The following is a 21,726-nucleotide window of genomic DNA, read 5'->3' as shown; positions in this document are numbered from 1 at the left end:
TCACCCGGCGGCGGTGGACGTGGGCGAGAGTCGCCGCGGGATGGGCGCGTCGAAGAGGCCGTCCGTCTCCAGGGCACGCAGCCGGTGGTAGTCCTCCTCCAGCTGGGAGCGATCGGTCGATGTGAGGTAGACGTATCCGGCGGACGTCACCAGGTCGACCGTTTCGGGCGCCGGGTCGCCCACGGGAATCGTCAGCACCATGTCCGTGTAGGACGAAAGAGCGCGCACCGGCGCCCAGGCCTCATGGTCGGGGACGACGCCGTCGCGTGGGGTGATCAGGTTCACGTACCGCAGGTACCGCTCGATGCGGCTGGTACGCAGGGTCCCGTCGAGGACGCGCTCGGGGTGGGCGATCGACTGCGCCAGGCAGTCGAGCTGGTCCGTGCCCAGGCAGCTCCGTACGACGTCGGGCAGCTGGGCCCCGCCGGGGCGCGCCGCGGACTCGACCAGAACGGGTCCGGAGGCCGTGAGCATCACCTCGGTGTGGGCGCAGCCGTTGCGGACCTCCAGCGCGTCCAGCACCTGCCAGGTGTACGCGGACAGGGCCTCGTAGTCCGGGCTGCCGGGCACGAGGGGCTCGTCGAAGTCGTTGATGGAGCGACCCCCGGGCGCCGGGCGCTTGTTGTACCGCCAGATCTCGACGGTGCGGTGCACGCCGTCGACGCTCACCGTGTTGACGAAGTGTTCGGCACCGACCAGGCATTCCTGCACCAGTACGGCGGTGTCGGGGGCGCGGTAGCGGTTCTCCCCGGACATGATGAGCCCGTGCGCACGACGGATCTCGTCGTCCGTGTCGCAGAAGAACACCCGGTCCGTGCCCGCGCTCGCCACGGGCTTGAGAACGACCGGCCGCGCCGTGACCTGCGCCGCCCAGGCCACCGCCTCGTCCGCGTCGGCGGTCAGCAGCGTGCGCGCGGTGGCCAGGCCGGCGGCGGCCACCGCCGCGTTCATCTCGTACTTGTCCCGTCGTACGGCCGGGCGCGTCATGCCGTTGCCGCGGGTGCCCAGAGCGGCGGAAAGGGCGTCGGCCAGCAGGACGCCCGACTCCGTGCCCGCGGTCACGATGTCGACGCCGGCCTTCCGCAGCGCTCGGGCCGTTTCGCCGACGTCACCGAAGTGCTCGATCTCGACGTCGAAGTCCTCAGGACGGTAGGTGAGATGGACGTCCGGGTTCTGGGACCGTACGTGAACGTACTCGACGCCGTACCGGCGCAGTGCCTCCGGGAGGTAGCGGGCGATGCCGTAGGCGTCGACGATGGCGCAGATCACAGCGGGCGAGCCCCTTCGCGGTGTGGGGGTGGGTCGGACTGGGTGGGGTGGTGGTCGCCGGGCGCTCCGGGTGGGTGGGGCGGCAGGGCGATGCGGCGTTCGTGGCGCTGTCGGGCGAGGACGCCCACGCCGATCAGCAACGTGATCGACACGACGCACGCCAGGCTGAGCGGGGCGACCGACAGGCGCGAGTCGGTCAGCTGGAGCAGGACGGCAAGCGGCGGTGACAGCGCCGAGAACAGCGAGGCGGTGATGGGCTCGGTGTGGCGGATGCCCACCTGGATCAGATAGAGGGGCAGGCCGACGCCCACCACGGCCAGCACGGCGGCCGACGGCAGGGCGTCGCCGAGCTCGCCGGCCCGTCCGCCGAGCAGGACCGCGGCCCACGAGACCAGGAGCGTGACCGGGAAGCGGACCGACATCACCGCGTTCGGGCCGAACCCGGCGTCGCTCAGGCGCTTCGAGAAGATGACGTTGCCGGTCGACGCGATGCCCGAGACCAGGGTCAGCGTCAGCCCGACGACGGCGTCCTGGGTGTCGAGTCGGCCCACGGCGCTGCGTCCGGCGAGACTCCCCCACACCAGGACCGCGAGGAAGGCGGTGATGGCGAAGGACACCACGGCCTCGGCGCGCAACGGGCGCGCCCCGCGACGGAGCAGGGGTTCGAGCAGCACGGTCAGGACCGGGCCGACGGCGAGGCCGACGACGTTGACGACGGCGGGCTCCAGATAGATCAGGGCATAGAGCATGGTCAGCCAGCCGACGGCGGTGGTGACGTTCAGGGCCAGCACGTCCCCTCGCCGGGCGCGTACCGGTCGGAGCACCTCGCCGGGCCCCCGCCGTGCGAGGTCCCAGCCGAGGAACAGCGTGGTGACGAGTCCGAACGACAGAGCGGCCAGCACCATGGGGCTGTACTGCTGGACGCGTTCGGCCGCGTACACGTCGAAGGCCGCGCTGAGCGCTGCGTACGCGCCCAGCGCGGTCATCCCGCGAGTCACCGCGTTCCGGCGAGGGGCCGGAACGTCGGTGCCGTCGGTGTGGGGCATGGGACGGGGACTCTCAGTTCTCCGGGGTGACGGCGGACAGCGGGTTCCAGCGCTCGGCGGTTATGTGGATGTCCTCGTCGACGCTGTCGAAGATTCCGTACGCCTCGTCGAGGAGGATCTCCATGCCGCGCTGCCCCAGGGCGATGCCGTACTGGAGGTCCGCGCGGTCGGCCTCGGGCAGCGCGTCGACGGCCTCGTACAAGGCGGCCACGTGGTGGTCGTCGACCTCGATGTGCAGGTCGAAGAAGTTGGTGCCGAGGTCGGGGTGGTACTTGGTGAGGGCCTGCTTGGCCGCCGTGTAGGTGATGGGCGTCATGGCCTCGTTGACCAGCATGTACCCGATCGACCGACCGAGGTTCCGTCCTCGGGCGATGCTGAAGGCCAGCTGCAGCGCCAGCTTGATGCCGGCGCGCTCACCGTACTCGTCGAACCTGCTTCGCGGGACACCCAGTTCGTCCAGCAAGTGCAGGTAGTGGAGGAAGTGCGCGTGGGTGGGGTCGCCGGAACCCAGTTCGTCGTCCAGGTTCTCCTGGAGGATGCGACGGACCTTCTCGTCCTTGGTCCAGCTCAGCAGATCCTTGAGGATCCACGGGAAGCTTCGGCTTTCACGCCCCGCGCAGAAGACCCAGCGGGTGGCGTTCTCCAGCGGCAGACTGCCGTCGGCGGCGGAGCGTACGAGCGAGTGGGCGCGGACCGCATCCAGGGCGGTTTCGACCTGCTCGCGGATGTCATCAGTGAACACTTCATTACCTTTCGGGACTTCGGGGCATGCGTCTTCGAAGTCCCTGTGTTTTCCCTCGAAGCACTGCTCCCCCGTGCCAACAACAAGGCGGTTCTCTGTGCAGCAGCACCCTGCACGCGCCACCTCGGGCCCAACAATCCGACTCGCCGCGAACGGCCGGATGCGGTGCCAGTTTGACCGGAACCCATGCCGCGGAGTCTGGAGTTCGTCGCCCGCCGGCAGCTCGCAGGAGCAGCAGGCCGATGCCGTCTACGACGTCTCCGGTCGATCACGCCATGGACGGCCACGCCCGTCCACCTGCGGCAACAAGGGCCCATCCGCTCCCACTCCGCTTCCGTCGGCTCACCCCCGGCTGCCACAAGATCAATTCTCAGGGCAGGCCTGAAGGAGGCTGGCTAAGCTGCCACCGAGGAGGCGACCATGGGGATTGAGCTCGAACTGCATTCCGCCCGACCGGCGCGGTTCGACCGGAACATGTCCAGGGCCACGCTCGTTCGAGGCTCGTATCACCACGGCGAGGCATTGGCTCAGGTGCTGGCCAAGCTCAAGGCCGACGGCCCGGACAAGCTCTCGTGGGTGGATCCGTACGACAACACGCTGTTCAACGAGCAGGAGGCGGAAGTCGCGCTCCGGGAGGTCGACGGTCTGCTGCAGCAGTGCGCCGATGAGTCCCAGGTGGCCGCCGTGCACGATCTCGCGACGCTGTTGAAGTCCTGCGCCGCGACGAACGGCGGCTACCTGTGGTTCATCGGAGATTAGCTGCTGCTTCCGGGCCATGCAGTCGAGCGAGCTTCAACCGTCTCAAGAGGGTCCGCGCTAGCCTCCCGCCTTGAGGAGCTTAGACAAGCATGTGAAGCCTATGGTGGAGCCGGTTCTCTTGCTCGAAAACCCATCTACCAGGGGTTTTACCCTGCTGTCAGCCCAACGGGGTACTGCTGATGCAGGTCGAGAAGGCTCAATGTCACTGCCGTGCTGTTCACTTGTCCACATGGACGCCCCAGCTCTGCGCACCCGTCTGAACGACGCCTGGCGCGCGCCCGAATTGCACTGCCCACTGCCCACTCATGGGGAAGGGCATGTCTGTGTGCCCAGCGACGTGGAGGATCTGGCCGAGCTGGAGCGCGTCGCTGCGGACGTGATCGACGGCGCGAGTCTGCCCGTACGCGCGTGGGTCGTCGGGGGTAGGGGGGCAGATGTGCCCGACGGTCCGCCGGTGGGCGGGCAGGGCGGACTCCCCATCGGCGGGGAGGGCGGGCTGCTGGAGCTGCGCGGGTGGGTGCTGGCCGAGCACTGGTTCGGATACGGCGTGACGGCCACCGCCGATGGCCCGCGCCGCATCGTGATCCTCGCCCGGCGCGCGTTCACCCCTCCGCCCGGTGTCGGGTGGGTGGCGTTGCTGCGTGAGATTACTGGGTGGACGGAGCCCGATCGGTGCGGCGTCGACTGGGCCGCCACGGAGGCCGCGCTGGGCACCGCACTGCCCGGTGACTACAAGGACATCGTCGACACCTTCGGCCGGGGCAGCTTCGACGAGTACCTGGACCTGCTGGTGCCGGGTGCGCTGGGCACGGATCTGGTCTCCTGGGGCCAGGACATGGCGCGGTACGCCGACCTGTACCGGCCATACCCGGTCCACCCCGCGCCCGGCGGCGTGCTCACATGGGGGATCTCCGAGCAGGAGCTGACCTTCCACTGGCTGACCGGACCGGCCGATCCCGACGACTGGCCGGTTCTCGTGCAGTACGTGGGCGGTGAGTGGCAGCGCTTCGACTGCGGCGCCGGTGAATTCGTGCTGCGCCTGCTCACCGACCGCACCCCGCCGTTCGGCTTCCCGCCCTCCGCCGGACCGTTCCCCCACTGGTTCGCTTCATGGGAGCTGCCGGAACGCTGAGCCCTTCTCACCCGGCTCCCAGCGCCGCTGTCCACGCTCGGCGAAGGGTCTGGGCCGCGGGGACCGACTGCAGATCTGCTCGTCATGGCCTCTCTACAGATCGATGCGTTCAGCCGTCAGCAGGCCGATGAGCAGCACAGGTATGAGATTGGAAAAGACTCAGTGGCCTCTCGTCGTCGGCGTAGTGGTCCACACTCATCTCACCGGCGCACGGAAGAGCCCAGTGCAGCCAATTCTGTGCGCACAGAGAACACTGGAACGGCGCCACCGGACAAGCATCGTGCGTACGAACCCGTAACTTCAGCATGCAAGGGGCCTGCCTGTGACCGACGGCCCCCACACAATGCATCGAGGGAGATGAACCATGGGTTCTCAGGTGAAGACGTTCGGGTTCGGCATGCCGTGGGAGTCGTTGTACGGCTACAGCCAGGCCACCCAGGTCAGTGAAACGGTCTACGTGTCGGGGCAGCTGTCTCATGACCGTCACGGCGACTTCGTGGGCGCCGGTGACTTCGAACTGCAGGTCCGCACCACTCTGGAGAATCTGGACCTGGTGCTGGAGCAGTTCGGGGCCGCGCGTGGCCAGATAGTGGAGACCACGGTTCTGGTGAGGAACCTGCGTGAGAACTTCGACACGACAGCGCGCCTCCACGCGGAGTACTTCGGGGAGCACCGGCCCGCCAGCACGGTCATGGGCGTTTCCGACTTGGCGCTGCCGGACCAGCTCGTGGAAATCGGCGCGCTCGTGCGTCTCGACGTGAAGGCGTAGCGGAGGAGGTCGGCCTGCTCGCCGGAGCAGCCGCCAGGATTTCCATTGAGCGAAGGCGCGTTCTCCGGGCGCGGGTGGCGCCGGCGCCCGGGTAGGCGCGGTCCGCGAGGAGGATCTGGTGGGTCAGGGCAGGCCTGAACAATGCTTCGACGAGCTCATGCCGGACGTCGAGCTTGGAGGGGTGCGAAACCAACAGGCCCCCCGCCGATCACCGGTCTGATGACGGGAATCACAGAGCCACCGACGAACGGACCTGCCTCGTCCCCAAAGCCGCTGACCAGCTCATTTCATCCTTCGGCACAGGATGACAGGGAAGGCCGAGCATTGGCGCCGGAGGTTGATGGCCACTAGGTTCGCCTCGTCAAAGGTTGAACGGTTGGAGCTTGGGAGCAGTACTTGTCCGCGTTTGATGAATTGCAGGCGCTGCTTGGCGAGCCAGGCCGTCGGCAATCCGCCCCAGATGACTGGTACGAAGTAGAGCAGCACATAGGCTCCGCTCTGCCCAGTGACTTCAAGGCGTTCCTCAACGCCTACGGCAGCGGGGTCATCTCCGATGAACTCGTGGTCTATCACCCGCGTGGATCGAGCCCATTGCTGGAACGCATGCGCAAGACCCACCAGATCTTCAGCGAGCGCCGAGCCAGAGCCCTCGACCGTGGTGACTCCGAGTACGTCCCGTACCCCATCCACCCCGAGGCCGGTGGGCTGATCTCATGGGGTTACGACTACAGCGGCGACGAGCACTTCTTCCTGCCATGCGATGCGGATCCGGATCGGTGGAAGATCGTCACGATGGTCCACGAAGAAGGTTGCGAGACGTTCGACGGCCCGTTCACAAGTTTCGCCCTCAGGTTCGTGCGACGGCTGCTCGATGTCGATCGCTACGACGGCATCGACCCGGAAGCTCTGGAGTTCCTGGATCAGGAAGACCTGGAGGAAATGGTTGCCGCCGGAGAGATCGGTCCCGTTCAGCCGAGCTTCGAACGGTTCTGATGAGGCGAACTACTCAGGAGCAGTGACTTCACTCTGCCGATGACGGGTTCCGATGCCGTGATCGGCGCGATCGGTCACTTCGTGGTGGCGACCTCGTCGCGTGTCGGGCCGGCCGCGGACATGATGGCCTGCCAGGGGGCGGAGTCGAAGAGGAGCCTGATCGAGGTGATCCGGCCTTCGTGGAGCCGGAAGTGCTCGGCCGTGTGCTGAGTGATGCCGACAGCAGGGGCGGTGTGGACGTCGTAGACCAAAGTGGCTTCGTTCTCGCCGTACAGCTCGCTGATCAGTTCCACCCCGGTCACGATGCTCAAAAGCCCGTCCAGGCCTTCGAGGTGGCCCGTCGGACTGTCGGAGGTGATGAACGGGCTGCGGAAGCCGAAGCTCTCGCCGATCTGGGCCGCGGCGGTGGTGATGTCTCCACGGAACCGGGCTTCGTGGTAGTCCCTGACGGTACGTCGGGTGGCTTCGGTTGCTGAGTCGTACGTCATGTGATGCTCGGTCGCTTTCGGTTCAGGGAGCCGACTGGTCGCTCTGGGACTCGCCCAGGTACTGCTCGATGCGTTGCTGGTTCTCGACCACGCGCAGGCACAGGTCACGGAACCGCGCGAGCTCGTCCTCGGTGAAGCCCTGGAAGACGGCGGACATGGCCCGCTGCGTCGGCTGCCGAAAGGCGTCCAGCCACTCGCGGCCGGCCGGTGTGATCGTGACTCGGACCGACCTGCGGTCGTGCTGGTCCTGGACGCGCTGCGCCAGACCGTCACGCTCAAGCGTGTCGACCAGGCCCGTGACGTTGCGAGAGCTCACCCCCGCCGCGCGGGCCAGTTCGCCGATGCTCAGCCCCTCCCCCGTGGCCGTACCCAGCCGCGCGAGGACGTCGAGAGCCCCCGCGCTCAGTCCACGCCCTCCCGCTCCGCGCGAGCGCAACCGGTCGACCGCCTGCGATGCGGACCGGACGGCTGCGGCCACCTCCAGCGCGAGGGTGTCGTCGCCTGCCGCGAACGCCTGCATGGAGTCCCGCACACCGGGGTCGTAGAGGAAGCCATCGGGGTCGCGGGCCAGACCAGATTTATGTACCTGCTTCATAATGAAGCAGCACCCTACTCCGTACGCGGCGACACCACCACCCGGCTGAGCAGCCGCAAGCGGACCCGCACCGTCCCATCACGGCAGCGCACCCCGCGGGTTCGACGAAGGCGGTGGCGGAACGCCCTCCAGGAGGCGGCCGTCGGCGGGCCGGGGATCGTGAGTGTCTGGCCGCGATCGTGTTCGTGGCGACGTCGGGCTGCACCTGGCGGCAGGTGCAGCCGTTGTTCGAGCCGGCCTGGCCGACGGTCTACCGGAGGTTCGCCCGCTGGAGCAAGGACTGGGTCTGGGCCCGTCTGCACCAGGTCGTCCTGGATGAACTCGGCGCCCAGGGAGAGCCGGACTGGTCGCGTTTCGCTATCGACTCGCTGAGTGTCCGAGCCCTCAAAGGGCGCTTTTGACCGGACCGAATCCGACCGATCGCGGCAAGAAGGGATCGAAGATCCACCTCGTCACCGCCCGGTCCGGTCTGCCGGTCGTGTTCGCCATCTCCGCGGCGAACACCCACGACAGTCTCGCTCTGCAGCCGCTCGTCGCATCGATACCGCCGATCCGCAGCCGTCGAGGCCCCCGCCGCCGACGGCCCGGCAAGCTCCACGGAGACAAGGGCTACGACTACCCCCATCTGCGGCGATGGCTCCGCGGCCGGAGCATCACACCTCGCATTGCCCCTCCGGGGATCGAGACATCGCCTTCACGGCCATCGCCACCAGCCTCATCAACTACCGCCGACTCACCAAGTAAAGCGAGGCCTTGTCCCCTCCCTCTGCGAAGCCCCAGGTCGGAGACCTGGGGCTTCGTTGCTGCCGGGCCCCTACGGGGCCGTAAGCCCTGCGCGTGCCCGGCCGCGTCTCACCTCGCCGCGCCCCTCACCCGGAGCACGCGAGGAGCGGCGGCCTCCCTCACGGGGTGGTGAGGGTCGGGTTCTTGACGACCTTCGCGCAGATCGCGTACGCCTTCAGCTTGCCCGGGTTGTTGGGGTCGGTGTTCGTGGCGAACGCCCACCAGCCTTCGCCGGCGATCGGGATGCTCGCGCCGACTGCGTAACGGTCGGCGTACGAGTTTCCGGCGACCACCATGGCACCACCGCCGGTGCGCGTCTCGCCCGCGGGACACTCGGCCTTCGCCACCGCACGGCCCGGGTACCCGCCGCTGGCGACCGGGATGGTCACTTCCGCGCTCTCGACCACACGCACCACATCGTCAGCAGCCGCGACATCAGCCGCCGAGAACACCATCGCCGCGGCCGCAGCCGCGACGAGAGACTTCTTCAGCACAGAGATCTGCTTTCACTCGGTCAGGAAGGGGAGGCCCACGAATGATCCGGGCCGCCCCAAGACCTACCGCTGCGCATCTCCCCGACAGGCTCGACAGCGCCCACCAGGTCTCCGGGTTCACCAAAGAAACGATCTTGCTTAGCGCAACCGGCCCCCTCTCGCCGCCCACCGGAGCACCATCAATCGTCGGCCCTCTCGCTTCCCCCACCTCAAGAACCGAGCGACGCCTGGTCACCCTCCAGCAGGATCACCCCGTCGCAGCCGTGGACGAAGCAGTCGTGGAAATGGAGACGAGACTCGGTGACGCAGTCATCGGCGTGAGCCGCCGGCACCGGGGACAGGGCGAATGCAGAAGCCGCGAACAGCAGGCCAGCGAAGATGCGCTTGATCATGCCCGGGGAACGACTCCGTAGGGAAAAGGTGTCGACGGCCTTGAAGCGCGCTCCGTGACTCCCTCGTCGATGGTGAGCCGCAGAGAACTCGACCACCGCTACGAACGCTATCCCCGCAACTACCTGGCCTTTCTCGGCCTCGCCGCAGCCATGTGCTGCTACAAGCGACTCGTCCGCCTCACCACATGGGACACGGTCCAATAGCGGACGGATCTCAAGTTGACGACAAGTCGGCGGCAAGCGTGCTCGGTGAAAGTGCGAGGGCGCCCATCACTCATGCCCATGCTCATGCCCTGCTGACTTCTCAGAAGGTGGACTGACCGGACATGCCCACGTTATGCAAACCGTCGGTGAACGTGCCCGAGTACATCATCACGATGGAAGAGACCCTCGCCTTCGCCGAGGAAGCCCACCGAGGAAAGCCCCAACTCCCCCTCGCACTCCGCCTCATCCGCAACACCGGAGTCCAAAAGCGGCACATCGTGCAGCCCATCGAGAAGACGCTTCAGCATCCCGGCCTTGAGGAACGCAACCTCATCTTCGAAGCCGAGGCGAAGAAGCGCTGCCCCGCCGTCATCGAGGAAGCCCTCGCCAACGCCGACCTCACGGCCTCCGACATCGACGCGATCATCTTCGTGTCCTGCACCGGATTCATGATGCCGTCGATGACCGCCTGGCTCATCAACAGCATGGGCTTTCGCACCGACACCCGGCAGATCCCCATCGCCCAGCTCGGCTGCGCCGCCGGCGGTGCCGCGATCAACCGGGCCCACGACTTCACCACCGCCTACCCCCAGGCGAACGTCCTGATCGTCTCCTGCGAGTTGTGCTCGCTGTGCTACCAGCCCGAGGACGACAACATCGGATCGCTGCTCTCCGACGGCCTCTTCGGCGACGCCGTCGCCGCCGCCGTCGTCCGCGGACAGGGCGGGGAAGGAATCCGGCTGGAACGTAACGCCGCCTACCTCATCCCCCACACCGAGGACTGGATCTCCTACGCCGTCCGCTCCACCGGATTCCACTTCCAGCTCGACCGCCGCGTCCCCGGCACCATGGAACCCCTCGCCCCCGTCCTCACCGACCTCGCCACCAGCCACGGCTGGAACATCGGCGACCTCAACTTCTACATCATCCACGCCGGCGGCCCCCGCATCCTCGCCGACCTCTCCAAATACCTCGGCGTCGACCTCCACACCTTCCGCCACTCCACCGCCACCCTCACCGAATACGGCAACATCGCCAGCGCCGTCGTCCTCGACGCCGCCCGCCGCCTCTTCGAAGAAAACACCCTCACCACCGGCGCCACCGGAATCATCGCCGGATTCGGCCCCGGCATCACCGCCGAAATGGCCCTCGGCACCTGGAACACCGACATCACCGCGCCCGCGTCCCGGTAAGGAAACCCCGATGACCAGTAACCACCCCTCGCCCGGCCGCATCCTCGAAATCGCCAGCGGCTACTGGGCCACCGGCCTCCTCGCCGTCGCCACCCAGAACTCCCTCTTCACCCACATCCACCACGGGCTGACCACCCCCGACGAACTCGCCACCAAGACCGGCCTGGCGCTTCGCGGGACGCAGACCCTCCTCGACGGACTCGTCGGCCTCGGGCTGCTCACCACTCACGACGGCACCTACCACAACACCGACGAAACCGATCACTACCTCGTCGAAGGCAAACCCACCGACATCAGCGGCTTCGCCCAGCTCAAACTCGGCGAAATGGACAAACTCGTCAGCCGCCTCGACGTCTTCACCACCGGCGGACCCGAACACCACCCCATGGTCGAAGTCGCCGACAACCCCCACTGGGAAAACGTCGTCACCGCCATCGCCGGCATCTCCGTCCCCGCCGCCCACACCGCATCAGACATCCTCGAGATGACCAAGCGAGACAACCTCAACATCCTCGACATCGGCGGCGGATCCGGAATCTTCTCCCAGGTCTGGCTCCAGCAGAACCCCACCACCCACGTCACCCAACTCGACTGGGAACCCATCAACAACATCGCCCGCCGACGCCTCGCCCAAAACCACCTCGACGACCGATTCACCACCCTCAACGGCGACTTCCACACCACCCCCCTCCCCACCCACACCTACGACATCGCCCTCTACTCCCACATCGCCCACCAGGAAAGCCCCGAGAACAACACCACCGTCTTCGCGAAAATCCGCGAAACGCTCAAGCCCGGCGGCGCCCTCATCATCTGCGACTACACCGTCGACAACGACCGCAGCGGACCGTCGTTCCCCCTCCTCTTCGCCTCCGAAATGCTCGCCAAAAGCAACACCGGCGGCACCTGGACACAGAACGACTACACCACCTGGCTCACCAACGCCGGATACACCACCATCACCCACCACCCCACCGGCACCCCCGCCACCCTCACCATCGCCCGATAAACCGCCACGGCTCACGGCATACAGCACGACAGGACGGACGCACGGTGTGTCAGCCGTGCGTCCGCGGCGTTCGTTGGTCAGTCGATGGCGTCGAGGACGTCCCCCAGGTCGACGAACTTGAAGCCGGTGGCTTCGCGGTCGCCGTCGCCGTCGCCGTCGCCGGGGGTCTCCTCGCCGTCCTGGACGACGAGCAGGCCGTTGGGATAGCGGGTGCCGAGCGGGGCGTTCAAGGCGGCGGCGCCGTCGCAGACCTCGGAGCCGTCGAGGGTGGCGGAAGCCGCGGCGATGCGGAAGGTGTTCTCGTACTCGTTGTCCTCGTCGCGCTCGCGGTCGTACGCGGCGAAGGTGTTGTCGCCCTGGCTGGAGGCGAGCAGGTAGCCGTCGCCGTCCGGCTCGTTGACCAGGGTCAGGCCCTCGACGTCGGCCGTCAGGTGCGTACCGCCGAAGCCGGGGTCGACTCCGGGCGTGCACTCCTCGGTCTGCTCGTCGTACGTGCCGGGGACGCCGTACTCGCGGACCTTGTCGATCAGGGTCGGCGTGCCGCTGAGTCCGGCGTCGATGCGCCAGATGCCGACGTCCTCCTGACCGGCGTACAGGGTGCCGTCCGCGGGGTCGACGACCATGCCCTCGACCTGCGGCAGTTCGTCCGGCTCGGCGCACGGCGTCCAGGTGGCGCCGTTGGGCAGGCGGAAGGAGGAGGGCAGGTCCAGGGTGCGGACCAGGCGGTAGCCGACGGTACGGGCGGCGGTGGGGAGCAGTTCCAGCAGGGCGATCCGGGTGCGGTTGCGCTGGCTGACCAGGGCGTAGGAGCGGCCAGTGGCGCGGTCGGTCCACGTTGCCAGGCCGTAGGCGGTCCGCTGTTCGTTGATCTCGGCCTGGTCGGCGGAGAACACGGGGCGCGCTGCCGGGTCGGTGACGTCGGTGAGCGGGCCGCCGGGCTTGTCCCGGTCGATGCGGTAGATGCGCAGCCGGTCGTTGCCGCGGTCGCTGACCACCGCGACGTCCGTGCGGACGCCGCCCAGGCGCAGGCCCTGCACCAGGTCGACGTTGTTGAAGCGGCCGGGCTTGTCGTCGGCGCTCGGGCCGGCCGGGGCGGGGATCGACTGCACCTGACGCGCGTCCAGGTCGTAGGCCCGCAGACCGCCCTGCTTGGCGGTGGCGATCACCAGGCTGCGGCCCGGGTCGGCGGGGTTGCGCCAGATCGCCGGGTCGTCCGCGTTGGCGTTGCCGCCGGCCTCGTCGTCGAACAGGGGCGCGGTCTCGGCCTTCGGCCGGACGCTGTCGATCCCGGAGGCCTGCGCCGGGAGGGCGAGCGAGGTGGCCAGTGTGGTGCAGAGAACGAGCGTTGAGGCGCGAGCGGTCAGACGTATCATCACGGTTCTTCCTTGTATGAGGGTGTTTGCCCTGCCAGGAAGACACTCGCGATCCAACCTGTCATGTACGCGAAAGAATGGTGGACGGTGGTTGAACGCACCGCGAAACCAGCGGAGTGAGAACCGGGCCGGCCTCGCGCATGCGGTGACTCCTGTGGCCGGAGCACCCGAGGGGGCTCCGGCCGCAGGAGCACCGGCGGCGAGCGGGAACGGTCAGCCGATGGCGATCTGGTCGACCAGGAAGACGGTCGACAGGTAGGTGTCTTCGGTGCCGGCGAACTCCAGCTTCACCGTCTGACCCTTGTAGGCGGAAAGGTCGACGGTCTTCTGGACGTATCCGGAGCTCGCGTTGGCGTTGGAGTAGGTGGCCAACGTGGTGCCGTTGACGTTGACCTTCAGGGTGTCGTAGGCGGTGGAGCCGGACTCCTGGGTGGAGACCTTCAGCCAGAAGGTGAGCTTCGGAGTGCCGGTGGAGGGCACAGCGACGCCCGACTGGGAGAGGGACTCGACGGCGTCGGCGCCGTAGCCCATCATCCAGGCGTACCAGGATCCGTCACGCGCGGTCTGCACGGACGAGTTGGTGATGATGCTGTCGCTCTGGACCCAGCCGCTGGTGCCCTGCTCGAAGCCGCCGTTGATCAGCGCGTTCCCGCTGGGAGGCGTGGTCGGCGAGGGAGTGGGGGTAGTCGGCGTGGGGGTGGGGGTGGGGGTGCCGGTGCCGGGGTCGGGCAGGGCGATGCCGACGCTGACGGCCGCCCAGGCCTTGGAGACGAGGTACCGCTCCTGGGAGTTGGTGCCGTACAGGTCGGCGGCGGCCTGCAGGGTGGCGGTGCGGGCACCGGCGTAGTTGGTGGTGGAGGTCATGTAGGTGGACAGCGCCCGGTACCAGACGGCTGCGGCCTTGTCCTTGCCGATGCCGGCGAAGGTGTCGTTGTTGCAGGTGGTGCCGGTGTGCGAGCGTCCGCCGATGGTCTTGGCGCCGGTGCCTTCGGCGGCCAGGTAGAAGAAGTGGTTGCCGATGCCGGAGGAGTAGTGGACGTCGACCGATCCGGCGCCGGAGTTCCAGCAGGACAGCGAGTTGCCGTCGGCTGAGGGGTTGTCCATCCGGCGCATGTATCCGGCCGACATGTTGAGCTTCTCGCCGATGTAGTAGTCACCGGGGTCGCCGGTGTTGCCGGCGGAGAACTCGACCATGGAGCCGAAGATGTCGCTGGTGGCCTCGTTCAGTCCGCCGGACTCGCCGGAGTAGGTGAGGTTGGCGGTGGCGGCGGTGACGCCGTGGCTCATCTCATGGCCGGCCACGTCGAGCGCGGTGACCGGGGTGTTGCTGTTCTGCGAAGAGCCGTCGCCGAAGAACATGCAGAAGCAACTGTCGTCGTAGAAGGCGTTCAGCACGTTGGTGTCCATGTGCACGTACGCCGGGGCGCCGCGGCCGTCGTTGCGGATGCCGGAGCGGTTGAAGGTGTTCTTGTAGTAGTCCCAGGTCTTGGCCAGGCCGTAGGAGGCGTCCACCGCGGCGCTCTCACGGCTGGACGTGGTGCCGCTGCCCCAGGAGTTGGTGGTCTTGGAGAAGGTCCGGGCGTTCTGCTTCGGGTTCGACTGCGGGCTGTTGTACGAGTCGTAGACGATCGTGCCGCCGTGCGCGGCGTCGGTGAGGGTGTAGCCGGCGGCGGTCTGCGTGGTCTCGATGGAGACCTGGCCGACGGTGACGCCGTTGCCGGTGCCGGTGATGTTCTGGTGCAGCTCGTACTGGTCCAGCGCCGCGCCGCTGGTGGCGTCGACGATCACCGCCTCCCGCGAGGTCGGGCCCGTCTCGCCCTCGCCGGTGACGGTCGAGCGGTAGGCGAGGACGGGGATCTTGCCGACCGCGTACACGACCAGGGTGCTGTCCTTGCTCCCGGCCTTGGCGCGCTTCACGTGCTTGGCATGCTTCACGGCCTTGGCGGAGGCGTCGGCCGCCGTCAGCTTCGGGGTGGTACCGGCGATCCGGATCGCGCCCTGGTGCGCCAGGTCGGAGCCGGTGATCGTGCCGTCCTTGGCCAAGTGCACCACCAGGTCGCCGCCGATCACCGGCAGGCCCCTGTAGGTACGGTCGTAGCGCACGTGCCGCGAGCCGTCGGCGTCGATGAGCACGTCCTTGGCCACCAGGCGCTCGTCGGGGCCCAGGCCGAGCTCGCGGGCGGTCGCGGCCGCGTTCCGGCCCGCCGCGCGTATCGCTTCGTCGCGCGCGTCGGCCGTCATCGCCTTGAACCCTGCACCGGGTTGGGGAACGGAGGTACCGGCGGCCGCGGTGGGCCGGGGAGCCGCGGTGGACTGGGTGGCCACCATGGTCACGGAGCCCAGGGCGAGGGCTGCCGCGACACCGGCTGCCAGGGCGTTCTTGCCGTTCATCGCAATCCTTCCGCCGGGCCTTGTCAGGGATGTGCCGCAGAACGTCATCTGTGGTGCGGGGGGCGTTCGGCAGCGGTTGGCCCGGCTGTGGCCCTGAGGTTAGGGACGCGGGAGGCAGCCGACATCGGGGCAATCCCTTGACCTGGACGGGGAGGCCCGGCGGGCGCACCATGGCCCGATGCCAGACTCTGCGATGTGGATGAGCCCGTTCCCCGAGGCCGATCCCGTGATGCCGGTGACTCCGGAGACGACGGTGCTGCCTGTGCTGCCGGTGCTGCCCGGCATGGTGGAAGAGGGGCACGGCACCCGCCGGGTGGTCCTGTACGGGCCGCCCGGGAGCGGCAAGACCACCGCAGCCGGGGCCTTGGGCCGACGGCTGGGCCTGCCCGTCGTGCGGCTGGCCCCGCGTCCGCAGGACGCCCGGGTTCCCTGCTCCGGGCTGCTCGAACTCGCGCTCGCCCTACCGGCACTGCCCGCCGCGCGGGAACTGACGGCCGCACTCGACGCCGCCGCCGGCCGGCCGGGTTTTCCGGACGATGCCGGTCAGGCCCTGCGGCTGCGCCGGCAGACCGCCGCTGCGCTGCGGGAGGCACCCTCCATGACCCTGGTGGTGGACAACGCCCACTGGCTGGACCCGGCCAGCGCGGCCGTACTGGACTGGGCGCTCCGCCTGACCCCGGATCTTCCGGTCATCGCGGCCGAGCGCACCTGGCGTCCGGAGGCAGGAGGCCACTGGTGCGGGGAGGACACGCGCGCGGTACGCATTCCGCCCTTGACGGCCTCTCAGGTCGCGACGCTGCTGTCCCCGCACCGGCTCGCCCTCCACAAGGTCACACGCATCCACGCCCGCAGCGGCGGGAACCCGGCCCTGGCGCTGGCCATGGCCCAGGCCTTGGCCGACGCCTCGCCCCCATTCCCAGGTCGGGACGGTGAAAGCGAGCCGGCCCTGCCGCCGACGGCCCGTCGACTGGTGGGCGAATGGCTGGACGAGGTACCGGCCCAAGTACAAGATCTGCTGACGTTGGCCGCACTCGACGACCGGCCCGACCTCGACCTGCTCGGCCGCCTCGTCGGCCCGGAGACAGAGGCCTTCCTCGCCCAGGCCGAGGCAGTGGGGCTTCTCGGCATCGGACAGCCCGACGGTACGGTGCGGTTCACCGCCTCCGCGATCGGCACCGAACTCGTGGCCCGGCTGTCGGGTCACGCGCGCAGGCTCCTGCACGCCCGCCTCGCCGAGGCCAGCCGTGACAGTGTCCGCCGCGACCGGCACATCGCCCTGTCGGCCGATGCCGCCGACCCGCGGTCGGCTCTCCACGCCGCCCGCGCCGCCGCACGCGCCCGGCAGCGCGGCGACCACGCGCTCGCGGCCGAGCTTTCCCTCCTAGCCGCCCAGCGAACCCCGCACGAGGACGGCGACCTGCTCACCGAACGGGCCCTGACCGCCGTACGCGACGCCGCCCACTACGGCGACCTCCCCCGCGCCCGGGCCGCCGCCCGTCTCGTCCTCGGCCACGACACCACCCCGGACCAGCGCGTCGACGCCCTCGTCGCCCTGATCGACGCGAGCGGCCAGCACCTGCACGGCGCGGACGAACTGTTCGCCGACGCACTCCACGCCGCGGCCGGACGCCCCGACCTCACGGCCCAGCTCCTCATCCGCCAGTCCCTCTGGGCCAACGTCAACGAGGGCGATCCGCGACGAGCGTGCGACCTGGCCGGTCGGGCCACCGCCCTTGCCGAGGCCGCCGGCGACACCAGCAGCACCACCATGGCCCTCACGATGCAGGCCCGCCTCCAACGCGTCCTCGGCCACTCCGACGCCGAGACCACGCTCAGCCGCGCCCTCTCCCTGCCGCGCGCCGTCTCCATCCCGGTCAACGGCTCGCCCCAGCATCTCGCTGCCCGGCACGCCCTCTTCGACGACCACCCCGACCAGGCCCGCGCCGCGCTGCTTCCCCTGCTCGTCGAAGCCGAGCAGACGGGAGACGCCGAGGCAACGGTGGACATCCTGCGCGGCCTCGCGGAGGCCGAACTCCGCGCCGGACGGTGCGCCAGGGCGCTCGATCACGCCCACCGCGCCCAGGCGCTCACCGACGCGACCTCCCTGTCACCCGCGCCGGCGTGCTACACCTCCGCCCTCGTCGAGGGCGCCGCCCGGCGCACCGACCTCGGCCTCGTCCACGCGCGCCGCGGAGTGGACACGGCCCGGCAGGAGGACAACAAGGTCTTCCTCTCCCGCAACCTCTTCGCCCTCGGCCACCTCCTCCTGGTCACCGGCCGCCCCAAGGAAGCCCTGGAGGCCCTGGAGGAGGTGCGGGACCTGGAGGGACTCCAGCAGGTCCGCGACCCGTCCGTCCTGCGCTGGCATCCCGAACTCGCCGAGACCCTCGTCGCCCTCGGCCAGCTGAGTCAGGCACAGGGTCTCTTGGACGACACCCGCCGCACAGCGATCGAGCTGGGCAGGCACACGGTCCTTCCTGCGCTCGAACGCACCCAGGCACTTCTGGACGCCGCCCGCGGCGACCACGACACCGCGGCCCGGCGCCTCAACGACGCGGCCGACCAGCTTCGGCACCTCCCCCTCGAACACGGCAGGACCCTGCTGGCGCTCAGCCACACCGAACGGCGCGGACGCCGACGCGCCAGCGCACGCATCGCCGCGCAGAGCGCCGCCGACCTCTTCACCGCCCACCAGGCACGCCCCTGGGCCGAAGCCGCCGCGCACGCCCTCGGGCGGCTGGACGCAGCCCCGGCAGACAGCAACGTCCACCCCGGCCTCACCTCCGCCGAGCAGCGCTGCGCCGAGCTCGCCGCCGCCGGAACGAGTAACCGCGACATCGCCACCGCTCTCACCGTCAGTGTCAAGACGGTCGAAGCGACCCTCACTCGCGTCTACCGGAAACTCGGCCTGCACTCACGCTTCCAGCTCGCGCACACCATCACCCCGGCACGCGACTGACTCACCCGGCCCGCGTCCAGGTGTTCATGATGATGAAGGTCTTGGTGCCCTCCACCATGCCGGTCCGGCGTACGGCGTTGATCACCTGCTGCAGATGATTCACGTCCCGGACCCGGAGCTTGAGCAGGGCGTCGGAAGTGCCGGCGATGCTGTGGCTCTCCTCGATCTCCGGGATGCTCTCGGAGATGCCCTGGATCTCGTCGCTGTCGGTCGCGCCGAGCAGGCGGATCTCGATGAACGCCTGAAGCATGCCCGCCCGGCTGTCCTCGATGACCGCGGTGTAGCCGCGGATCACACCCTCCCTCTCCATGCGCTCAATGCGACGCGCGCACGGCGCCGCCGAGAGTCCCACAGCACGTGCGATCTCCGACACGGGCGCCCGCCCGCCCTTGCGGAGGATGTCCAGTATGTGACGATCGATCGTGTCCACGGCCAACTCCCCGAATCATGCGCGCCACGCACGAGTCGCGCGCCGAGATCTTCACTGTCCCGTACAGATCGAGTGAATCACGCTCGACATGTGCGTGATGACGCCCGGCCTATCGCCTGGTGAACGTCGTCCTGCCATCGTCATCGTGTCCGGGTGACCCCCGGCAGGAGGCTCGCACCGGCCAACCCCTACGGCGCGAACTCCGACCAGGTGACAGGTGCGCGGGTATCCCCGGCACTCCGCGGCCGGCCCCACATCCTGGGGCCGGCCGGGCACCGGACCCCCGGGAGGAATCAGCCGCGCACGCGCCGTACGTGCAGGTGGCCATCGCGGGGGAAATGGGGCGGCGCCGCGGGCAGGATGCTGTCGAAGGCGTACCCGCTCTTCTGGGCAACCCTGCACGATGCCAGGTTGTCCACCTGGTGCAGGAGTTCGAGACACTCCAGCCCGTCGGCTTCGAAGGTGTAGAAGGCCCAGCTGGTGAGTGCCTCCAGAGCACGGGGGGCCACTCCCCGTCCTCGAGCGTGCGCCGCGGTCCAGTAGCCCACCTCAGCGGTCGTTTTGCCGGGGGTGACTTCCTTGAGGACCACGTTTCCCACCAACTGTTCGCGTGTCGGCACGGGGCGCGCCTCAAACACGGCGAAGCCGAACCGGTCGCCCGCTGCCCAGCCCCGCTGCTGGGCCTGCACCCACCAGGCCCCGTCAGCATCGTTGTCCACGGCAGAGCTCGCCGCCCACGGGGGTGAACCGGGCTCCCTGCTCACCTCGATCAATGCGGCGACGTCCTCCATGCGCCAGGGGCGAAGAACGAGAGCGGGTGAGGCCGGCGTCGCGGCGGCATGAAGTACGACGGGGGTGTTCGCCAACCGATCATGTGCGGCGGCGTTCTCACCCGACGCCGGCCGCGTCCGGCCCACGCCGCCCTGTGACCGCGCCGTCACTGCTGCGTCCGGACGCGCAGAGCCTGGAGGGACCAGTCGAACACCGGGGCCAGACTCTCCGGGGCCGGCCAGCCGTTGACCACGGCGAGAAGCTGGAGGTACCGCTCCCTTCGGGGGTCGTTCACGCTCTCCAGACGGGTCGCCAGCCGGCGGCGAAGCTCGGCGTCGTCGGGGCGGCCGAGGAGGTGCGCGTAGTGCGCCGTGAACGCCGCGACGATCGGATCCGCCTGGGGCGAGGCCGGGTCGATGCCGGCGGTCAGGGCCGGGCCGGCCTGGTCACGGACGATTGCGGTGATGTCGCGGCGCGGGGGCATCGTGTCGCTTCGAGCCTGTTCGGCTGCCTGGTCCTCGGCCATCCGCCGCATGACGGCGCGGAAATCCGGTTCCAGGGACATTTCCGCCAACTCCACCCACGCCTGGACCTGCTCCGGCTCCGGGTTGTCGGGCAGTTCGGGGGTCATCGAGCGCATGACCCCCGCGAACGTGGGGGTGGCGTCAAGACCGCCGAAGGCGGCGTCGAGGAAATCGCCGATCAGACGTTGGCGTTCGTGCTCGGAGAGCTGGGCCAACCGGTGCATGAGTTCCGTCTCCTCAGGTGTGGACCCGCGCTCGGCCACCGCCGTCAGCACCGCGCGCCGCAGACGCAGGACGCGGATCTGCACTGCCAGTGCTTCGGCGTGCGCCGCGGCTACCTCGGGAAGCGAGAGCTCGCGGTCCACGACCTTGCGGATCGTGGGAAGGTCCAGTCCCAGCTCGCGCAGGGTCCGCACGAGGTCCAGGCGTGCGACGGCGTCGATGCTGTAGAGGCGGTAGCCGGCCGGGCTACGGTCCGTCGGCGCCACGATTCCGCGATCGGAATAGAACCGGATGGTCTTGACCGTGAGACCGGTCCGCCGAGCCAGCTCGCCGATCGAGTAAAGCGTGTCGCCGTCCATGCCACCACCTTTGTGTCTCCCCCTAGTGGAGACTCAAGTCCATTCGATTGCCAGTAGCCAACCAGCATGGGTTGCTGAACGGCGGTCATCTGGCCGGGAGCTGTCGCATTCGACCGAGAGTCCAACGTTCGACAGGGCTCGAGTCGTCCGATGTCACTACTCCTGCACCTGAACGACAACTCCCTTCTCCAGTAGAGCAGTTAGAGCGGCACTCCCCTTGCGCGCCGTCGAGAATCGTTCAACAATCCTCCAAGGTGCAGGTTCTGGCGATCCATGGGGCCACATCACGGCCTCATGCCTGGGACAGGGGGATGCGATGAGTGTCGCGCGCGAGGGCATGCGGTTCGGGGGGTGGGTCGTGGGCGGGGTCGTCGCGCTCGCGGTGCTGTACGTGATCGGCGCCTTCGCCTTCGGGAGTGCGGCCTGGGTGACCGCGCCGTTCCGAGGAGACGTCGACGAACGCGAGCGGACCGTGGCGTCCGGTGCGTTCCGGCTGAGCACGTACGAGACGTTCTTCGATCTGTGCGCCGCCGTCCAGAACGCCGAGGGGACGATTCTGGCGCTCCAGGAGGAGCGGGCGGCCGCCTCGCCCGTACGCAGGGGGCAGATCGACCAGTCGATCACCGCGCTGCGCGCGTCGCGGATCGAGTCCGTCAACGAGTACAACGCGAAGGCCGCCCAGGAGCACCGCACGCCGTTCCTCGACAAGGGCCTGCCGTACCGCCTCGACGCCGGTGCGACGAAGACGACCTGCGCCGCCTGAATCCCGACATCTGACGTCGGATGCCGGATGTCGCATGCCGGATGTCGCATGCCGGGAAGGAAGGGA

At 68.8% G+C, this 21,726-nt stretch carries 21 protein-coding genes and 2 pseudogenes; 10 read left to right on the top strand and 13 right to left on the bottom strand.

Features of this window, described 5'->3' with window-relative positions:
- The 4 genes and pseudogenes from ACFC0Z_RS05995 to ACFC0Z_RS05980 all read right to left on the bottom strand — a co-directional run.
- Positions 1-1,269, bottom strand: a complete 1,269-nt coding sequence (locus ACFC0Z_RS05995) for a hypothetical protein (protein ID WP_376433153.1) — start codon at positions 1,267-1,269, stop codon at positions 1-3.
- A complete protein-coding gene (locus tag ACFC0Z_RS05990; RefSeq protein WP_376433151.1) occupies positions 1,266-2,315 on the bottom strand; it encodes a DMT family transporter in 1,050 nt (349 codons plus the stop codon). The genes ACFC0Z_RS05995 and ACFC0Z_RS05990 overlap by 4 nt, the downstream gene beginning before the upstream one ends.
- A 13-nt stretch (positions 2,316-2,328) precedes the next feature.
- Entirely contained in the window at positions 2,329-3,057 is a 729-nt protein-coding gene (locus ACFC0Z_RS05985) for an iron-containing redox enzyme family protein (protein WP_376433149.1), read from the bottom strand.
- Between the two features lie 260 nt (positions 3,058-3,317).
- Positions 3,318-3,416: pseudogene (locus ACFC0Z_RS05980) on the bottom strand (transposase); the annotation flags it as partial.
- A 61-nt stretch (positions 3,417-3,477) separates the two neighbouring features.
- Here ACFC0Z_RS05980 and ACFC0Z_RS05975 point away from each other — a divergent pair.
- The 4 genes from ACFC0Z_RS05975 (at position 3,478) to ACFC0Z_RS05960 (ending at position 6,710) form a co-directional block, all read left to right on the top strand.
- A complete protein-coding gene (locus ACFC0Z_RS05975) occupies positions 3,478-3,816 on the top strand; it encodes a hypothetical protein (RefSeq protein ID WP_376433147.1) in 339 nt (112 codons plus the stop codon).
- A gap of 325 nt (positions 3,817-4,141) precedes the next feature.
- Positions 4,142-4,948 carry a hypothetical protein gene (locus tag ACFC0Z_RS05970; RefSeq protein WP_376433145.1) on the top strand — a complete coding sequence of 269 codons (807 nt, stop codon included), beginning with the start codon at positions 4,142-4,144 and terminating at the stop codon, positions 4,946-4,948.
- A gap of 364 nt (positions 4,949-5,312) precedes the next feature.
- A complete protein-coding gene (locus tag ACFC0Z_RS05965) occupies positions 5,313-5,717 on the top strand; it encodes a RidA family protein (RefSeq protein ID WP_376433143.1) in 405 nt (134 codons plus the stop codon).
- Between the two features lie 396 nt (positions 5,718-6,113).
- Positions 6,114-6,710 carry a hypothetical protein gene (locus ACFC0Z_RS05960; protein WP_376433141.1) on the top strand — a complete coding sequence of 199 codons (597 nt, stop codon included), beginning with the start codon at positions 6,114-6,116 and terminating at the stop codon, positions 6,708-6,710.
- Between the two features lie 74 nt (positions 6,711-6,784).
- Here the strand turns inward: ACFC0Z_RS05960 and ACFC0Z_RS05955 are convergent, their stop codons facing one another.
- Together ACFC0Z_RS05955 and ACFC0Z_RS05950 are read right to left on the bottom strand one after the other, a co-directional pair.
- A complete protein-coding gene (locus tag ACFC0Z_RS05955; RefSeq protein WP_376433139.1) occupies positions 6,785-7,198 on the bottom strand; it encodes a hypothetical protein in 414 nt (137 codons plus the stop codon).
- Between the two features lie 22 nt (positions 7,199-7,220).
- On the bottom strand, positions 7,221-7,793 hold the full coding sequence (locus tag ACFC0Z_RS05950) for a MarR family winged helix-turn-helix transcriptional regulator (protein ID WP_376433137.1): 573 nt from the start codon (positions 7,791-7,793) through the stop codon (positions 7,221-7,223).
- Positions 7,794-7,915: 122 nt separating this feature from the next.
- Between ACFC0Z_RS05950 and ACFC0Z_RS05945 the strand changes: the two are divergent.
- Positions 7,916-8,484: pseudogene (locus tag ACFC0Z_RS05945) on the top strand (IS5 family transposase); the annotation flags it as partial.
- 211 nt (positions 8,485-8,695) lie between these two features.
- On the opposite strand, the gene ACFC0Z_RS05940 reads toward ACFC0Z_RS05945, so the two are convergent.
- Both ACFC0Z_RS05940 and ACFC0Z_RS05935 read right to left on the bottom strand, forming a co-directional pair.
- A complete protein-coding gene (locus ACFC0Z_RS05940) occupies positions 8,696-9,070 on the bottom strand; it encodes a hypothetical protein (RefSeq protein WP_376433135.1) in 375 nt (124 codons plus the stop codon).
- Positions 9,071-9,279: 209 nt separating this feature from the next.
- Positions 9,280-9,462 (bottom strand): peroxidase family protein, encoded by a 183-nt coding sequence (locus ACFC0Z_RS05935; RefSeq protein ID WP_376433133.1) that lies wholly within the window; start codon positions 9,460-9,462, stop codon positions 9,280-9,282.
- A gap of 69 nt (positions 9,463-9,531) precedes the next feature.
- On the opposite strand from ACFC0Z_RS05935, the gene ACFC0Z_RS05930 reads away from it, so the two are divergent.
- The 3 genes from ACFC0Z_RS05930 (at position 9,532) to ACFC0Z_RS05920 (ending at position 11,868) form a co-directional block, all read left to right on the top strand.
- On the top strand, positions 9,532-9,666 hold the full coding sequence (locus ACFC0Z_RS05930) for a hypothetical protein (RefSeq protein WP_376433506.1): 135 nt from the start codon (positions 9,532-9,534) through the stop codon (positions 9,664-9,666).
- 122 nt (positions 9,667-9,788) lie between these two features.
- Positions 9,789-10,859, top strand: coding sequence for a type III polyketide synthase (locus ACFC0Z_RS05925; protein ID WP_376433131.1), 1,071 nt, complete (start codon positions 9,789-9,791; stop codon positions 10,857-10,859).
- A gap of 10 nt (positions 10,860-10,869) precedes the next feature.
- On the top strand, positions 10,870-11,868 hold the full coding sequence (locus ACFC0Z_RS05920; RefSeq protein ID WP_376433129.1) for a class I SAM-dependent methyltransferase: 999 nt from the start codon (positions 10,870-10,872) through the stop codon (positions 11,866-11,868).
- A gap of 77 nt (positions 11,869-11,945) precedes the next feature.
- Here ACFC0Z_RS05920 and ACFC0Z_RS05915 read toward each other — a convergent pair whose 3' ends face one another.
- Together ACFC0Z_RS05915 and ACFC0Z_RS05910 are read right to left on the bottom strand one after the other, a co-directional pair.
- Positions 11,946-13,241, bottom strand: a complete 1,296-nt coding sequence (locus ACFC0Z_RS05915) for a phytase (protein ID WP_376433489.1) — start codon at positions 13,239-13,241, stop codon at positions 11,946-11,948.
- 213 nt (positions 13,242-13,454) lie between these two features.
- Positions 13,455-15,632 carry a M4 family metallopeptidase gene (locus ACFC0Z_RS05910; protein WP_376433127.1) on the bottom strand — a complete coding sequence of 726 codons (2,178 nt, stop codon included), beginning with the start codon at positions 15,630-15,632 and terminating at the stop codon, positions 13,455-13,457.
- Positions 15,633-15,810: 178 nt separating this feature from the next.
- Here ACFC0Z_RS05910 and ACFC0Z_RS05905 point away from each other — a divergent pair, with 178 nt between their 5' ends.
- On the top strand, positions 15,811-18,591 hold the full coding sequence (locus ACFC0Z_RS05905; RefSeq protein WP_376433125.1) for an AAA family ATPase: 2,781 nt from the start codon (positions 15,811-15,813) through the stop codon (positions 18,589-18,591).
- Between the two features lies 1 nt (position 18,592).
- Here ACFC0Z_RS05905 and ACFC0Z_RS05900 read toward each other — a convergent pair whose 3' ends face one another.
- From ACFC0Z_RS05900 to ACFC0Z_RS05890, 3 genes are all read right to left on the bottom strand, one after another.
- The gene (locus tag ACFC0Z_RS05900; protein ID WP_376433123.1) at positions 18,593-19,021 is read right to left on the bottom strand and encodes an Lrp/AsnC family transcriptional regulator; all 429 of its coding nucleotides are present in this window, start codon (positions 19,019-19,021) and stop codon (positions 18,593-18,595) included.
- Between the two features lie 293 nt (positions 19,022-19,314).
- On the bottom strand, positions 19,315-19,887 hold the full coding sequence (locus tag ACFC0Z_RS05895) for a GNAT family N-acetyltransferase (RefSeq protein ID WP_376433121.1): 573 nt from the start codon (positions 19,885-19,887) through the stop codon (positions 19,315-19,317).
- A 71-nt stretch (positions 19,888-19,958) separates the two neighbouring features.
- On the bottom strand, positions 19,959-20,897 hold the full coding sequence (locus tag ACFC0Z_RS05890; protein ID WP_376433119.1) for a MerR family transcriptional regulator: 939 nt from the start codon (positions 20,895-20,897) through the stop codon (positions 19,959-19,961).
- A 316-nt stretch (positions 20,898-21,213) separates the two neighbouring features.
- Between ACFC0Z_RS05890 and ACFC0Z_RS05885 the strand changes: the two genes are divergently transcribed.
- Positions 21,214-21,660, top strand: a complete 447-nt coding sequence (locus tag ACFC0Z_RS05885; protein ID WP_376433118.1) for a hypothetical protein — start codon at positions 21,214-21,216, stop codon at positions 21,658-21,660.
- The last annotated feature ends 66 nt before the right edge of the window (positions 21,661-21,726 follow it).

The organism is Streptomyces sp. NPDC056144 (assembly GCF_042264145.1).
Lineage (GTDB): Bacteria > Actinomycetota > Actinomycetes > Streptomycetales > Streptomycetaceae > Streptomyces.
This window is presented reverse-complemented; position numbering and strand designations above follow the sequence as displayed.

Bases quoted from the DNA above. Each gene is read 5' to 3' on its own strand.
- ACFC0Z_RS05885 (WP_376433118.1), top strand. From the start codon at position 21,214: ATGAGTGTCGCGCGCGAGGGCATGCGGTTCGGGGGGTGGGTCGTGGGC.
- ACFC0Z_RS05920 (WP_376433129.1), top strand. From the start codon at position 10,870: ATGACCAGTAACCACCCCTCGCCCGGCCGCATCCTCGAAATCGCCAGC.
- ACFC0Z_RS05935 (WP_376433133.1), bottom strand. From the start codon at position 9,462: ATGATCAAGCGCATCTTCGCTGGCCTGCTGTTCGCGGCTTCTGCATTC.
- ACFC0Z_RS05955 (WP_376433139.1), bottom strand. From the start codon at position 7,198: ATGACGTACGACTCAGCAACCGAAGCCACCCGACGTACCGTCAGGGAC.
- ACFC0Z_RS05905 (WP_376433125.1), top strand. From the start codon at position 15,811: ATGCCAGACTCTGCGATGTGGATGAGCCCGTTCCCCGAGGCCGATCCC.
- ACFC0Z_RS05990 (WP_376433151.1), bottom strand. From the start codon at position 2,315: ATGCCCCACACCGACGGCACCGACGTTCCGGCCCCTCGCCGGAACGCG.
- ACFC0Z_RS05930 (WP_376433506.1), top strand. From the start codon at position 9,532: ATGGTGAGCCGCAGAGAACTCGACCACCGCTACGAACGCTATCCCCGC.
- ACFC0Z_RS05925 (WP_376433131.1), top strand. From the start codon at position 9,789: ATGCCCACGTTATGCAAACCGTCGGTGAACGTGCCCGAGTACATCATC.
- ACFC0Z_RS05975 (WP_376433147.1), top strand. From the start codon at position 3,478: ATGGGGATTGAGCTCGAACTGCATTCCGCCCGACCGGCGCGGTTCGAC.
- ACFC0Z_RS05915 (WP_376433489.1), bottom strand. From the start codon at position 13,241: ATGATACGTCTGACCGCTCGCGCCTCAACGCTCGTTCTCTGCACCACA.
- ACFC0Z_RS05950 (WP_376433137.1), bottom strand. From the start codon at position 7,793: ATGAAGCAGGTACATAAATCTGGTCTGGCCCGCGACCCCGATGGCTTC.
- ACFC0Z_RS05910 (WP_376433127.1), bottom strand. From the start codon at position 15,632: ATGAACGGCAAGAACGCCCTGGCAGCCGGTGTCGCGGCAGCCCTCGCC.
- ACFC0Z_RS05965 (WP_376433143.1), top strand. From the start codon at position 5,313: ATGGGTTCTCAGGTGAAGACGTTCGGGTTCGGCATGCCGTGGGAGTCG.
- ACFC0Z_RS05890 (WP_376433119.1), bottom strand. From the start codon at position 20,897: ATGGACGGCGACACGCTTTACTCGATCGGCGAGCTGGCTCGGCGGACC.